The sequence below is a fragment of the Pseudomonas sp. YL2 genome, from assembly GCF_023063025.1.
Lineage (GTDB): Bacteria > Pseudomonadota > Gammaproteobacteria > Pseudomonadales > Pseudomonadaceae > Aquipseudomonas > Aquipseudomonas putida_A.
Genome location: NZ_JAJSLU010000014.1, coordinates 1 through 13,285 on the forward strand (window position 1 = coordinate 1; position 13,285 = coordinate 13,285).

General features: G+C 62.5%; 13 protein-coding genes and 1 pseudogene. 5 read left to right on the forward strand and 9 right to left on the reverse strand.

From position 1 onward, the window contains the following. Nucleotides 1-102 precede the first annotated feature (102 nt). From LVD08_RS19310 to LVD08_RS19340, 7 genes and pseudogenes are all read right to left on the reverse strand, one after another. Entirely contained in the window at nt 103-465 is a 363-nt protein-coding gene (locus LVD08_RS19310) for a Na+/H+ antiporter subunit G (RefSeq protein ID WP_247268939.1), read from the reverse strand. Then, nucleotides 462-740: a K+/H+ antiporter subunit F gene (locus tag LVD08_RS19315; protein WP_003225959.1), complete on the reverse strand. Its 279-nt coding sequence runs from the start codon at nt 738-740 to the stop codon at nt 462-464. Before LVD08_RS19315 ends, LVD08_RS19310 begins: the two co-directional genes overlap by 4 nt. Next, nucleotides 737-1,225: a Na+/H+ antiporter subunit E gene (locus LVD08_RS19320; RefSeq protein WP_027612968.1), complete on the reverse strand. Its 489-nt coding sequence runs from the start codon at nt 1,223-1,225 to the stop codon at nt 737-739. The genes LVD08_RS19315 and LVD08_RS19320 overlap by 4 nt, the downstream gene beginning before the upstream one ends. Continuing rightward, a complete protein-coding gene (locus LVD08_RS19325; protein ID WP_247268940.1) occupies nt 1,222-2,901 on the reverse strand; it encodes a monovalent cation/H+ antiporter subunit D in 1,680 nt (559 codons plus the stop codon). Before LVD08_RS19325 ends, LVD08_RS19320 begins: the two co-directional genes overlap by 4 nt. Next, nucleotides 2,898-3,242 (reverse strand): Na+/H+ antiporter subunit C, encoded by a 345-nt coding sequence (locus tag LVD08_RS19330; RefSeq protein ID WP_003225953.1) that lies wholly within the window; start codon nt 3,240-3,242, stop codon nt 2,898-2,900. Before LVD08_RS19330 ends, LVD08_RS19325 begins: the two co-directional genes overlap by 4 nt. Then, nucleotides 3,242-6,144: pseudogene (locus tag LVD08_RS19335) on the reverse strand (monovalent cation/H+ antiporter subunit A). The gene LVD08_RS19330 and the pseudogene LVD08_RS19335 overlap by 1 nt, the downstream one beginning before the upstream one ends. A gap of 246 nt (nt 6,145-6,390) precedes the next feature. Then, on the reverse strand, nt 6,391-7,326 hold the full coding sequence (locus LVD08_RS19340) for a DMT family transporter (RefSeq protein WP_247268941.1): 936 nt from the start codon (nt 7,324-7,326) through the stop codon (nt 6,391-6,393). An 85-nt stretch (nt 7,327-7,411) separates the two neighbouring features. Between LVD08_RS19340 and LVD08_RS19345 the strand changes: the two genes are divergently transcribed. Together LVD08_RS19345 and LVD08_RS19350 are read left to right on the forward strand one after the other, a co-directional pair. Beyond that, nucleotides 7,412-7,975 carry a helix-turn-helix domain-containing protein gene (locus tag LVD08_RS19345; RefSeq protein ID WP_247268942.1) on the forward strand — a complete coding sequence of 188 codons (564 nt, stop codon included), beginning with the start codon at nt 7,412-7,414 and terminating at the stop codon, nt 7,973-7,975. Beyond that, a complete protein-coding gene (locus LVD08_RS19350) occupies nt 7,976-9,370 on the forward strand; it encodes an FAD/NAD(P)-binding protein (protein ID WP_247268943.1) in 1,395 nt (464 codons plus the stop codon). It begins immediately after the preceding gene. 191 nt (nt 9,371-9,561) lie between these two features. Here the strand turns inward: LVD08_RS19350 and ppnN are convergent, their stop codons facing one another. Further along, complete coding sequence (ppnN, locus tag LVD08_RS19360) at nt 9,562-10,935, reverse strand: nucleotide 5'-monophosphate nucleosidase PpnN (protein ID WP_027612974.1); 1,374 nt, start codon at nt 10,933-10,935, stop codon at nt 9,562-9,564. 222 nt (nt 10,936-11,157) lie between these two features. Between ppnN and LVD08_RS19365 the strand changes: the two genes are divergently transcribed. Beyond that, a complete protein-coding gene (locus tag LVD08_RS19365; protein WP_247268944.1) occupies nt 11,158-11,685 on the forward strand; it encodes a DUF3087 domain-containing protein in 528 nt (175 codons plus the stop codon). On the opposite strand, the gene LVD08_RS19370 is transcribed toward LVD08_RS19365, so the two are convergent. Beyond that, on the reverse strand, nt 11,682-12,068 hold the full coding sequence (locus tag LVD08_RS19370) for a DUF2784 domain-containing protein (RefSeq protein WP_027612976.1): 387 nt from the start codon (nt 12,066-12,068) through the stop codon (nt 11,682-11,684). The two genes, LVD08_RS19365 and LVD08_RS19370, sit on opposite strands and share 4 nt — an antisense overlap. 152 nt (nt 12,069-12,220) lie before the next feature. Between LVD08_RS19370 and LVD08_RS19375 the strand changes: the two genes are divergently transcribed. Continuing rightward, on the forward strand, nt 12,221-12,919 hold the full coding sequence (locus LVD08_RS19375) for an AzlC family ABC transporter permease (RefSeq protein ID WP_183780536.1): 699 nt from the start codon (nt 12,221-12,223) through the stop codon (nt 12,917-12,919). Further along, on the forward strand, nt 12,919-13,230 hold the full coding sequence (locus LVD08_RS19380; protein WP_166497451.1) for an AzlD domain-containing protein: 312 nt from the start codon (nt 12,919-12,921) through the stop codon (nt 13,228-13,230). The genes LVD08_RS19375 and LVD08_RS19380 overlap by 1 nt, the downstream gene beginning before the upstream one ends. Nucleotides 13,231-13,285: the final 55 nt, after the last annotated feature.

Consider the following 13,285-nt stretch of genomic DNA (forward strand, 5'->3'; position numbering starts at 1 on the left):
CAGCTTGCCATCCACCCCTCTCACCCCAGAGTTTATTCCCTTACTCAGACACAAGCGGGCTTGCTCGCGAAGAGGCCAGTTCAGACACCCTGGATGTAGAAACTAACTACCACTCTCGGAGCGGCGGCTACTCACCTCAGCCGGCACATCATCCCCGGCCATGCGCTTGCGGAACAAAGCCGCCCGCGCCAGCAGCAACGTAGTCACCGGCACGGTAATCGCCAGCAGAATCGGAATCAGCCACGCATGCATCACCGGCCCGGACTTGAGTGCCGAAAAGCAGATGATCGACGCCAGCGCCACACACCACGCGCCGATTGTCGAGGCCAGCGCCGGCGGGTGCATGCGTTGAAAATAATCCTTCATGCGCAGCAATCCGGTCGCGCCAATCAGCGCAAACACACCGCTGAGCACCAGCAGGATCGCCACCGGAATCTCCACCCACAGCGACAATTCAGCATTCATTCGATCACCTCGCCACGCAGCAGGAATTTCGCCAGGGCAAACGAGCCGACGAAGCCGAACAGCGCGATCAGCAGCGCTGCCTCGAAGTAAGTGTCACTGGAATAACGAATGCCCAGGGTCAGCATCATCAGCATGGCGACGATGTACAGGTAATCCAGAGCGAGTACCCGATCCTGTGCCGACGGCCCCTTGAACAGGCGAATCAAGGTCAGAACCATCGCCAGCGAGAACAGGAACAGCGTCAGCAGAATCGCGTTCGACAGCAACGGGCTCATTCGAAAATCTCCATCAACGGCTGCTCGTAGGCAGTCTTGAAGTGGTGGATGAAGTGCGCCTCGTCATCCAGATCCCAAACATGCAGCAGCAGAATGCTGCGATCCAGCGCCAGCTCCGACCACACGGTGCCCGGCACCACGGTGCAGATCATCGCCAGCGCCGCCAGACCGTTGGCGTCGCGCAGGTCCAGCGGCACTTTGACGAAGCGCGAGCGCGGCGGGCGGCGACCGGCGTTGATCACGCCCCAGGCGACGATCAGGTTGGAGAGGATCACGTCACGACCGACCATCACGAACAGGCGCAAAATCGTCAGCGGACGGCGGATGCGCACCTGTTTCGGGCGCAGCTTGCGCATCATCAATGGTGCGGCGAACCCGAGTATCGCGCCGAGCAGCAGGTTGCCCGGGCTGACAGACAGGTTCAGCGTCAGCCACAAAACCCACAACGCCAGGGACAGCAATGGTGCCGGAAATACGCGCTTCATGGCTGCACCTCCAGCATCGCCGCTTTGGCTTCAGGGCTGGGCACGGCGCGGGTGCCGAGCACCGCCATCACGTATTGCTGCGGGTTGTTCAGCGCGTCGGCGGTGGCCTCGGTGTAACGCAGCAGCGGTTCGGCCTTGAAGGTCAGCGCGATGCTCAGCCCCAGCAACAGGAAGATCGGTGCGCATTCAAGCTTGCGCAGCAGCGGCGAAGGGCGCTCCTCGGGCGTCCAGAAACGCTGGATGCCCATGCGCGCGAATGCCATCAACGAGGCCAGTCCGGAGAGGATCAGCAGCGCCAGCAACGCCCATGCAGCGTTCGAGATCGGCGCCTCGCCGCCCAGCCCCAGCGGATTGAGCAGCGCACCGATCAGGTTGAGCTTGCCGATGAACCCGGACAGCGGCGGCATGCCGATGATCAGCAGCGCGCAGGCGATGAAACTCAAGCCGAGAAACGCCATGGTCCACGGGATGACCTGACCGACTACGGCTTTTTGCTCGTCATCGAGGTTGATGCCCTTGGGCGGTTGCAGCGATTCCTGCGGACGCGGCAGCAACTCGCTTTCGTCCTCCAGCGGGATTTCGTTGGCCGAACGCGAACGCTCGATCAACTCCGCCAGCAGGAACAGCGCACTCAGTGCCAGGGTCGAGCTGACCAGATAGAACAGCGCTGCGCCGATCAGGTTTGGCTGGGCGAAACCCACCGCCGACAGCAGAATCCCGGCCGACACCAGAATGCTCAGGCTGGCCATGCGCTCCAGGCGTTGCGCGGCGAGAATCGCCAGCGCCGCGCAGGCGATGGTCGCCATGCCGCCGTAGATCAGCCAGTCGCCACCGAAGAACGCCGAGGCCCCGGCCTGACTGGAAAACAGCAGCGTCCACAGGCGCAGCAGGGTGTAGACGCCGACCTTGGTCATGATCGCGAACATCGCCGCCACCGGCGCACTGGCCGAGGAGTAGGCCGGCACCAGCCAGAAGTTCAGCGGCCACATGCCGGCCTTCGCCAGAAACGCCACCGCAAGAATCCCCGCGCCAGCATGCAGCAAGCCACGGTCGGCTTCCGGCACCAGCGGAATCTTCAGCGCCAGATCGGCCATGTTCAGAGTGCCGGTGACGCCATAGATCAGCGCCGCGCCAATCAGAAACAGCGACGAGGCCAGCAGGTTGATCGAGATGTAATGCAGGCCCGACGACACTCGCGCCCGACCCGAACCGTGCAGCAACAGACCATAAGAGGCCGCGAGCAGCACTTCGAAGAACACGAACAGGTTGAACAGGTCGGCGGTAAGGAAGGCGCCGTACAGGCCCATCAACTGAATCTGGAATAACGCGTGGAAGCTCGATCCCGCGCCGTCCCAGCGCGCCATGGCGAACAGCAGGGCGCTGACGCCGATGATCCCGGTCAGCACCAGCATCAAGGCCGACAGGCGATCAACCACCAGCACGATGCCGAACGGCGCCTGCCAGTTGCCCGGCAGATACACGCCGATGGAACCGGGCACGCCGGTGGTTTGCGTCCACTGCAGCAGCATCACCGAGATGAATAGGCCGACGAGGCTGGAGAACAGATTGATTTTCGCCTTCAGCGGCCGGTGCTTTTCGCCGAGCATCAACATGATGGCGGCGGTCAGCAGCGGAAGCAGGATCGGTGCGGCGATCAGGTGAGTCATCGCCATCATTCCTTGGGCTCCCGGCCGTCGACGTGGTCGGTGCCGGTCAGGCCCCGCGACGCCAGCAGCACCACCAGGAACAGCGCAGTCATGGCGAAGCTGATGACGATCGCCGTCAGCACCAGTGCCTGCGGCAGCGGATCGGTGTAGTGCAGCAAATCCTGTGTCACGCCGTCCTTGATCACCGGCTCTTTACCGATGAACAGGCTGCCCATGCTGAAGATGAACAGGTTGACCGCGTAGGACAGCAGGCACAGGCCCATGACCACCTGAAATGTCCGTGGCCGCAATACCAGCCAGACACCGGACGCGGCGAGCACGCCGATGGCGATTGCGATGACTTCTTCCATCAGACGGCTCCTTTGCTGGCGACGGACTTGGGCAGCGACGCGGTCTTGTGACCACGCACCGATTGGTGGGCGAGGGCGGTGAGGATCAGCAGCGTCGAGCCGACCACCACGGCGTACACGCCGATATCGAAGAACAGCGCGCTGGCGATATGGATCTCGCCCAGCAGCGGCAAGGCGAAATGCCAGGTGTGGGTGGTCAGGAACGGATAACCGACCGCCATCGCCCCGAGACCGGTGGCGGTGGCGAACAGCAGCCCGGTGCCCATCCAGCGCAGCGGTCGCAGGCTCATTTGCGCCTCGACCCACTGCGTCCCGGCGACCATGTATTGCAGGATGAACGCCACCGACATCACCAGTCCGGCGACGAAACCGCCGCCCGGCTGGTTGTGACCGCGCATGAACAGGTAGCACGACACCACCAGCGCGATCGGCAGCAACAGGCGCACCAGCACCGCCGGCACCATCATGAAACCGAGCGCGGTGTCGCTGGCGCTGCGCGGGTTGACCAGATCGGTGACCACGTCCGGCGCGAGCAGGCGTTGCTGGGCCGGCAGTTGCAGGCTTTCTTTCGGCGGGCGGAAGCGTCGCAGCAGGGCGAACACGGTCAGCGCCACGGCCACCAGCACGGTGATTTCACCGAGGGTATCGAAGCCGCGGAAGTCCACCAGCATCACGTTGACCACGTTGCTGCCACCACCCTCGGGCATGGCCCGGCTGAGGTAGAACGAGGAAATGTCGTTGGGCGTCTGCCGCGTCAGCATTGCGTAGGACAACAGCGCCATGCCGGCGCCGACGGCAATCGACAGCAGCAAGTCGCGCAAGCGCCGCACGCGGGCCTTGCGCAGGCTCGACGGCAGTGGCGAGACTTCTTCGATGCGTCGCGGCAGCCAGCGCAGGCCGAGCAGGATCAACACCGTGGTCACCACTTCCACCGCCAGTTGCGTCAGGGCCAGATCCGGCGCCGAGAACCAGACGAACGTCACGCAGGTCATCAACCCGCAGACGCTGACCATGGTCAGGGCGGCGAGACGGTGATACTTGGCCTGCCAGGCGGCGCCGAGGGCGCAGGCAATCGCCAGCAGCCACAGGGTGACGAACACGATGGAACCCGGAATCTTCGGCCGGTCACCCCAGCTCAGGCTGCTGTGCAACATCGGGATCAGGCCGGCGAGCACTGCCGCCAGGACCATCAGGAACAGTTGCATTTGCAGGCGGCGGGTGCCGAGTCGGCGTTCTACCCGACGGGCCATGCGCATCATCAGCACCAGACTGCGCTCGAACAGGCGCTTGCCGTTGAAGCGACCCACCAGTGGCGGGTATTTGAAGCGGCCACGCTTGAGCTGGTTGCGCAGCAGCAGATAGACCACGATGCCGCCGGACATGGCGATCAGGCTCATGATCATCGGCGCGTTCAGACCATGCCAGATCGCCAGGCTGTATTCCGGCAGCGTCCCGCCCACCACCGGCAGCGCGGCGGCTGCGAGCAGCGGGCCGACCACTTGCGCCGGGAAGATCCCGACGACCAGACAGGTGAACACCAGCAGCTCGACCGGCGCACGCATCCAGCGCGGCGGTTCGTGCGGGGTGTGTGGCAGATCGGTAGCGGTCGGGCCGAAGAACACGTCGACGGTAAAGCGCAGCGAGTAGGCGACGCTGAATGTACCGGCGATGGTCGCGACAATCGGCAACGCTGCTTCGACCCACGCGGTGGCGTTGATGAACACGGTTTCGGCGAAGAACATTTCTTTCGACAGGAAGCCGTTGAGCAGCGGTACGCCGGCCATCGACGCGCTGGCGACCATGGCCAATGTGGCGGTGAACGGAATCAGTTTGATCAGGCCGCTGAGTTTGCGGATGTCACGGGTGCCGCTTTCGTGGTCGATGATCCCGGCGGCCATGAACAGCGAAGCCTTGAAGGTCGCGTGGTTGAGAATGTGGAACACCGCGGCAACAGCTGCCAGCGGACTGTTCAGGCCCAGTAAAAGAGTAATCAGTCCGAGGTGGCTGATGGTCGAGTAGGCCAGCAGACCCTTGAGATCGTTCTGGAACATTGCGCAGTAGGCGCCGAGCAACAACGTACACGCACCGGCGCCGCTGACGATGTAAAACCATTCTTCACTGCCGGACAGCGACGGCCACAGGCGCGCAAGCAGGAACACCCCGGCCTTGACCATGGTCGCCGAGTGCAGATAAGCCGAAACCGGAGTGGGCGCCGCCATGGCGTGCGGTAGCCAGAAATGGAAGGGGAACTGGGCGCTTTTGCTTAGGGCGCCAATGAGGATGAGGGGAAGCAGGATAGGGTAGAGGGCATGTGCGCGAATCAGATCGCCGGCGGCCAGGACCTTGTCCAGGTCATAGCTGCCGACGACATGGCCGAGGATCATGACCCCCGCCAGCAGGCACAATCCTCCCGCACCGGTGACCATCAGCGCCATATAGGCGCCACGCCGCGCATCGGAGCGGTGAACAGGAACGAGAAGAGGCTGGTCAGCTCCCAGAAGAACACGATCTGGATCAGGTTGCCGGAGATCACCAGCCCGAGCATGGCGCCCATGAACGCCAGGAAAAAGGCGAAGAAGCGCGGCACCGGGTCGTCCGGCGACATGTAATAACGCGCATATAAAGAGACCAGAGCGCCGATGCCCAGCACCAGCAACGAGAACAACCAGGCGAAGCCGTCCATGCGCAGGACGAAATTCAAACCGAGGCTGGGCAGCCACATGAATTCTTCGCGGATCACCCCGCCGTGGGCGATTTGCGGATACAACAGCGCGACCTGCACGGTGCCGATCAAAGCGACCAGACCTGCCAACAGGGATTCGGTATTACGCGCGTTGTGTGGCAGCACCGCTGCCAGACAGCTGCCAATGAATGGCAGAAGCAGTAGAACTATCAGGGACATAGGCTTCTAATCTGCGGAAGTTTGTGAAGCATCATACGTGCCAGCTCCCTGATTACCAAACGCCAGGATGTCTCAGAATCCTACAAAGTAGTCTGAAAAATTTGGTTTGGCATTGTTTCAGGGGGAGGGATGTTGTGACGGATGGCCCTTTCGCGAGCAAGCCCGCTCCCACATTTGAAATACATTCCAATGTAGGAGCGGGCTTGCTCGCGAAGGCGATGGGTCAGGCACTAAAGATATCGCGGATTAACCTTGGGTCTCCCGCTCCAGCTCCGCGTCTTCTTCGACAACCTTACCCTTGGTCTTCAGCTCGCTGACAATCACCGCCGCCACAATCAACCCCGCACCCACCAGCGCAATCGCCGGCAAGCGCTCCCCGGCGATTCGCCCGACGATCCCGGCCCACACCGGCTCACCGGCATAGATCAACGTCGCCCGGGTCGGCGAAACGCTTTTCTGCGCCCAGTTCATCGCCACCTGAATCGCCGCACTCGCCGCGCCGAGTCCCAGCGCGGTCACCAGCAAGGTCCAGGAAAAATCCGGAAGCGCTTCACCGGTCGGCACCACCAGCAGGAACGACAGCACCGACGTCATCGCCAATTGCACCACGGTCACCCGGCGCACATCGACCTGACCGGCATAGGTGCTGATCAGAATGATCTCGGCAGCAATCGCGATGGCACTGATCAGGGTGGCAATCTCCCCTGGGCTAAAATTCAGCGAAGCGCCGGAAGGCCCGGACAGCAGCATCAAACCGGTAAACGCCAGCATGATGCCGATGCTCGGCATCAGCCCCGGGCGACGGCCCAGCACCAGCCATTGCAGCAACGGCACGAAGGGCACGTACAACGCGGTGATGAATGCCGACTGACTGCTCGGGATCGTTTGCAGACCAACCGTCTGCAAGCCGTAACCGAGCATGATCGCCACGCCGATGAACGATCCGGCCTTGAGCTCGAACAGGGTCAGTTCACGCAAGTGGCGCCAGGAGAACAGCGCAACAATGGCGGCCGCAGCGGCAAAGCGCAGGCCGACAAAGAACATCGGCCCACTGACGGTCATGGCGTGTTGCACCAGCAGGAACGTACCTCCCCAGACCATGGTGATCAGCACCAGCACGCACTCGGCTTTGCTGAAACGGGAGAAGCGAAGAGGCGTGGGGGAGCTGTTCACTGACGTCATGTCCTTGCGCACTATAAAAGGCAGGACGCACAATGCGCCCAACGTTGCGCAGTATACTGCCCAACCCCACCGAGTGAGCAATATAGTGCACAAAGATTCCAGCCAACGGGCGTCCGTCCTGCAACACGTCAGTCACAACGTCCGGCGCCTGCGCCACGCTGCCGACATGAGCCAGACCGCGCTGGCGGAAAAGTCCGGCGTCAGTCGGCGCATGCTGGTGGCGATCGAGGCCGGGGAAAAGAATGTCAGCCTGACCACCCTCGATCGCGTTGCCGACGCGCTCGACGTGGCCTTCAGCGACCTGATCCAGGCCCCCGACGCGCGCGACCCGAGCCGCATCAACGAAGTAGCATGGGCAGGCTCCATTCCCGGAAGCAAAGCGGTGCTGCTTTCCAAGGCCTCCGCCACCCGTGAAGTCGAGCAGTGGGAATGGTGTCTGCAACCGGGGGAGGTCTATCCGTCGCAACCGGACGCCGATGGCTGGAGCGAGCAGATTTATGTGTTCGAAGGTTGCCTGACGCTAACGGTTGGCGACGTGGCCAACACCATTTCCGCCGGTGAGTTTTTCATGTTTGCCAGCAACCAGCCCCATGGCTATCGCAATGACGGGCCGGTGGCGGTGCGCTTTGTGCGCAATGTGGTGATTTGAATGAGTCAGAACGCAGACATCCTGATCATCGGCGGTGGCCTCAGCGGCACGATGCTGGCCGTGCAATTGCTGCGACTGCCCGGCCAGCGTCGGATCCTGATCATCGAACCGCGCGCCGAACTCGGTCGCGGTGAAGCCTACAGCGCCGTCGAACTGGGCCACACGCTCAACGGCAATGCGGCGCGAATGAGTGTCGACCCCGATAACCCCGATGACCTGACTCAATGGCTGACCGCGCACATCGCTGCCGGTGGCTGGCCGGAATCTGCCGAGCAGAATGTGCCGATCAGTGAGCTGTTCCCGCCGCGCGGGCTGTTTGGCGTGTATGTGCAGCAGCGTCTGGCCGAGGCGCGCGTCGTTGGTGCGCAGCATGGTTCGACCGTCGAGCACGTTCGCGCTGAAGTCGTCGATCTGCAAACTGATGCGGATTCGGTGCAAATGAGCTTGAGCAATGGGCAGACTCTGCGCGGCGCCTATGCCGTGCTCGCTACGGGCATGTTCCCCGCCGCGCGCACGCCGCAGAAAGAGTCCAGCGGCCTGAACGCCGCAGCGCTTGATCCGTGGGATGTCGCCGCCATGCGTCAGCTCGATCCGCAGTCGACTGTGCTGATCATCGGCTCCGGCCTGACCATGGTCGATGCCGTGGTTTCGCTGGAACAAGCCGGGCATCGCGGGCCGATCGAAGTGTTTTCCCGTCACGGACTGTTGCCCCATGTGCGTCGGCAACCGCCGGCGTGGGTGGATTTTCTTGCCGAAGATCAGAGCATTCGCACACCTCGACAGTTGTTGCGCGAGCTGCGCCGGCATTGCCGCGAGGCGATCGCTCAGGGCATCGATTGGCAGGCGCCGCTGGACACGGTGCGGGCCCATATCGGACGGCTGTGGAGTCAGGCGACTGACGTGCAGCGTCGACAATTCGTACGCCATGTTCGGCCGTGGTGGGAGAGTCATCATCACCGGTCGCCGCCGCTGAGTGCAGCATTGGTTGAGCGCTTGCACAACGAAGGACGGTTGCGGATTCAGGCGGCGTCGTTCAAAGGGCTTGAGCCGATGACGGGCGAGGGTGTGAGCATTCGAATTCGGCGTCGCGGCGAGGCGCAAACCTGTGTGGTGCAAGGTGCAGCGCTGATCAATTCCAGTGGCATCGAGTACGACTGGCGCCGCGTCGCGCGCCCGCTGCCGCAGCAGTTGCTGGCGCGTGGGCTGGTGCGTCCGGGGCCGTTGGCGTTGGGGATTGCGGCGGCGGTGGACGGTGCGGTGCTGGACGCTGAAGGGCGGGCCGGCAGCCGATTGTTCGCGATGGGGCCACCGCTGCGCGGGATGTGGTGGGAGAGCACGGCGGTGACGGATGTGGCGTTGCAGGCCAAAGCATTGGCGGCGCGATTGGCGGGATAAGGTTGATGCTGCTCTCTCGCGAGCAGGCTCGTTCCCACAGGGGACTCCGCTTGGAAATACCCTGCGCCGCCACACACCAGAACCCGTGGGAGCGGGCTTGCTCGCGAAGAGGTCGTGTCAGTCAACATCAATGTTGCCTGACACACCGCTTTCGCGAGCAAGCCCGCTCCCACATTAGGGGGCCGGAAGAGTTACGCCACCACGCGATAGCACGGCACATACGCCGCGCCGCCCGGCAGTTTCATCCGGTGCTGGGCGACGAAGGCCTTGAGCAGCGCATCGAGCGGTTGCATGATCGCCGCGTCACCACGGATCTGGTACGGCCCGTGCTCTTCGATCAGGCGGATGCCCTTGTCCTTGACGTTGCCGGCGACGATCCCGGAGAACGCGCGGCGCAGGTTGGCGGCCAGTTCGTGGGGCGGCTGGTCGCGGTGCAGCTTGAGGTTGGCCATGTTCTCGTGGGTTGGATCGAACGGACGCTGGAAGCTTTCGTCGATCTTCAGCAGCCAGTTGAAGTGGAACGCGTCGTTGCGCTCGCGGCGGAACTGCTTCACCGCTTTGAGGCCGGCGGTCATCTGCCGCGCGACTTCGGCCGGGTCGTCGATGATGATCTCGTAGTGCTGCTTCGCCGCATCGCCGAGGGTGGCTGTGACGAACGCATCGAGTTGCTCCAGATACGGCGCGGCATGTTTCGGCCCGGTCAGGATCACCGGGAACGGCAGGCCTGCGTTGTCCGGGTGCATCAGGATGCCCAGCAGGTACAGGAACTCTTCGGCGGTGCCGGCGCCGCCCGGGAAGATGATGATGCCGTGGCCAACACGCACGAACGCTTCCAGACGTTTTTCGATGTCCGGCAGGATCACCAGCTCATTGACGATCGGGTTCGGCGCTTCGGCGGCGATGATCCCCGGCTCGGTCAGGCCGAGGTAGCGCCCGCCATGGATGCGCTGCTTGGCGTGGGCGATGGTCGCGCCCTTCATCGGGCCTTTCATCACGCCGGGGCCGCAACCGGTGCAGATGTCGAGGCTGCGCAGGCCCAGTTCGTGGCCGACTTTCTTGGTGTATTTGTATTCTTCGGTGTTGATCGAGTGACCGCCCCAGCACACGACGATTTTCGGCTCCACACCCGGACGCAGGGTGCGCGCGTTGCGCAGCAGGTGGAAGACGTAGTCGCTGATGCCTTGCGAGGTGCTGAGGTCGATGCGTTGGCTGTCGAGTTCGTTTTCGGTGTAGACGATGTCACGCAGGGCGCTGAACAGCATCTCGCGGGTGCTGGCGATCATTTCGCCGTCGACGAACGCGTCGGCCGGGGCGTTCAGCAGTTCGAGGCGCACGCCGCGATCCTGCTGGTGAATGCGGATTTCGAAGTCCTTGTAGGCTTCGAGGATGGTCTTGGCGTTGTCGACATGCGCGCCGGTATTGAGGATGGCCAGGGCGCACTGGCGGAAGAGGGTGTAGGTGCTGCCGGATCCGGCTTCGCTCAGTTGCTGAACTTCACGTTGAGAAAGGGTTTCCAGGCTGCCTTTCGGGCTGACCGAGGCATTGATTACGTGTCGTTGGGTCATGCAATGATCCTTAAAACGATGTCATCCCTGAACCAGGCGGATGGCATCCGAATAGTGTGTATCCATGAATGAAGATGGCACGATCTGCGCTGTACCGCCATGTCCCCGTTGGACGCTGAAAAGATGAAAAGGGCCCCCAGCATAGCTAAATCCCCGAGAGAGGCGATAATGCGCAGCGAGTTTTTTCCGTTGCCCTTTTATCGCTCAAGGAAGTCATGCCTGATGTTCGAGATCCAGCCGATGGACCCAGCAACGTTTCGCCAGCAGACGCGCCGCAGCACGTTGATCATTGCCGTGCTGTTCCTGGTGCTGGCGATGGTGCTTTCGACGGCGGCGGTGGCGCTGTTCGGCGAGCCTGGCGGGGATAACCTGCGGTTCAATGTCGGCGGGGTGTTCGTCGCGTTTCTGCTGACGGCGGCGCTGCTGCGCGGGCAGTTCTGGCAGCAGCCGTGGATGGCACCGGCGGTCTACAGCTGGCGGCTCAAACGCAGTCTGATGAGCGTGACCAACGTGATGCATCAGGTGACCGCTGCGGTGGAACAGAACGATCCGACCGCGATGAAGGTGCTGCGCTTCTATCATCTGGGGCTGACCCAGATGCACGAACTGGACGGTAACTCCAGCGATCATGCGCAGTTGCACCGGGAAGTCGAAGCGCACAAAGAGCGGATGCAGGCACTGGGTCTGGAGATCGACCAGAAGCGCCTGGATCCAGCCTGGCTGCAAACCTTGAAACCCGCCGCGCGTTAAAACGGAATACGGCTGGCGCGGCGCAGTTTCCACGCACGGGCCAGACGCCCGTAGACCAGCAGGTTGATCACCAGCACCACGCTGCCCAGCGCCAACTGGATCTGTGGCGTCAGACCTGCGGGGTAGATGATCGGCCAGATGTAGTGCTCGATGAAGCCGCCGGCGTATTCGGTCTGCCCGGCGGCGTGGCGCATCAGGTTTTCCCAGTAGGTCAACGGACAGGTCAGGTGCAACACCTCGACCGCCACGCCCCATGCAGCCGCCGGCAGATGCAGCCACATCAGGCGTGGCCACTTGAGCACCAGCAGCCCGCCGAACAGCACAAACAGAATGAATGACAGATGGAACAGCACCAGCCCGTCGGCTGCGATTCGGTACAGCATGTCGTCTCCCTGACGTGGTTGTGAAGGCCTCCATGGTACGCCGACAGCGACGCTGGGGCGCTGCGATTTAGCGCAAGTGCGCAAGATAGTTCAAGCCGCGAAGGGGCATTTGCTGGCAGAGTCTGCGACCGTTTCCTCGGTTGAAGAGCGTTATGTCTGACTCACTTATGCCGCGCCGTGCGTTTCTTCGCGGCGCTGCGGCGATCATGCCGTTATCACTGGCGACGGCGCCTTGGGGGCTGCTGGCCGGCTCCATGGCGATCGAAGCCAATCTCACGCCGTTACAGGGGCAGGGCCTGTCGAGCATCGTGTTTGCAGGGGCCGCGCAACTGGTGGCGATCGGTATGCTCAAGGGGGGTGCCGGGATTTTCTCGATCCTGCTGACCACGCTGCTGCTGACCTCGCAGCATTTGTTGTACGGGATGAGCATGCGCTCAGTGATTTCGCCGCTGCCCGGGCGCTGGCGCATCGGCCTGGGCTTTTTGCTCACCGATGAGCTGTTCGCCCTCACCAGTCAGCATGACCGTCAGCAGTTCAACCGCTGGTACGCCTTGGGCGTCGGCCTGACGTTCTATATCGCCTGGAACCTGTTCACCCTGGCCGGCATCGTGCTGGGCAGCAGCATTCCGGGGCTTGAACACTTGGGGCTGGATTTCTCGATTGCCGCCACTTTCATCGCATTGATCACCCCGGTGGTGCGTAACGTGCCGACCGTGGTGTGCGTGGCGGTGTCGCTGTTCTGCTCGGTGCTGTTCAGCTATTGGCAGTGGGGCTCGGCATTGGTGCTGTCGGGGCTGGCCGGGATGACCGCAGGGTTTGTCTGCAACAAGTTGTATCGGGGGCGTGCATGATGGTCTGGGCAGTGATTTTCGGCATGGGGATTCTGGTGTTCCTCAACCGTTACGTGTTTCTCGAACCGCGCCTGCCGCTGCGTTTGAGCAGCAACGCACGGCAGTTTCTCGGGTTTGCCGTACCGGGAATGCTCACGGCGATCTGCGGGCCGATCGTGTTCATGCCGGACAAACAGTTGAATCTGCAGTGGGATAATCCTTATTTACTGAGTTCGCTCGTAGCGATCGGGCTGGTGCTGTACACCCGCAATACCTTGCTCAGCATGCTCTTGAGCATGGCGTTTTTCTTTTTGCTGCGCTGGTGGTTGTAAGTTGCCGGGAAAAAACTGTTCTACGCTGGTTGGATGACTATTTTCGACAAGTCGA

Coding starts and splice junctions, on each gene's coding strand:
- LVD08_RS19310 (WP_247268939.1), bottom strand. CDS start 465: ATGAATGCTGAATTGTCGCTGTGGGTGGAGATTCCGGTGGCGATCCTG.
- LVD08_RS19315 (WP_003225959.1), bottom strand. CDS start 740: ATGAGCCCGTTGCTGTCGAACGCGATTCTGCTGACGCTGTTCCTGTTC.
- LVD08_RS19320 (WP_027612968.1), bottom strand. CDS start 1,225: ATGAAGCGCGTATTTCCGGCACCATTGCTGTCCCTGGCGTTGTGGGTT.
- LVD08_RS19325 (WP_247268940.1), bottom strand. CDS start 2,901: ATGATGGCGATGACTCACCTGATCGCCGCACCGATCCTGCTTCCGCTG.
- LVD08_RS19330 (WP_003225953.1), bottom strand. CDS start 3,242: ATGGAAGAAGTCATCGCAATCGCCATCGGCGTGCTCGCCGCGTCCGGT.
- LVD08_RS19340 (WP_247268941.1), bottom strand. CDS start 7,326: ATGACGTCAGTGAACAGCTCCCCCACGCCTCTTCGCTTCTCCCGTTTC.
- LVD08_RS19350 (WP_247268943.1), top strand. CDS start 7,976: ATGAGTCAGAACGCAGACATCCTGATCATCGGCGGTGGCCTCAGCGGC.
- ppnN (WP_027612974.1), bottom strand. CDS start 10,935: ATGACCCAACGACACGTAATCAATGCCTCGGTCAGCCCGAAAGGCAGC.
- LVD08_RS19365 (WP_247268944.1), top strand. CDS start 11,158: ATGTTCGAGATCCAGCCGATGGACCCAGCAACGTTTCGCCAGCAGACG.
- LVD08_RS19370 (WP_027612976.1), bottom strand. CDS start 12,068: ATGCTGTACCGAATCGCAGCCGACGGGCTGGTGCTGTTCCATCTGTCA.
- LVD08_RS19375 (WP_183780536.1), top strand. CDS start 12,221: ATGTCTGACTCACTTATGCCGCGCCGTGCGTTTCTTCGCGGCGCTGCG.
- LVD08_RS19380 (WP_166497451.1), top strand. CDS start 12,919: ATGGTCTGGGCAGTGATTTTCGGCATGGGGATTCTGGTGTTCCTCAAC.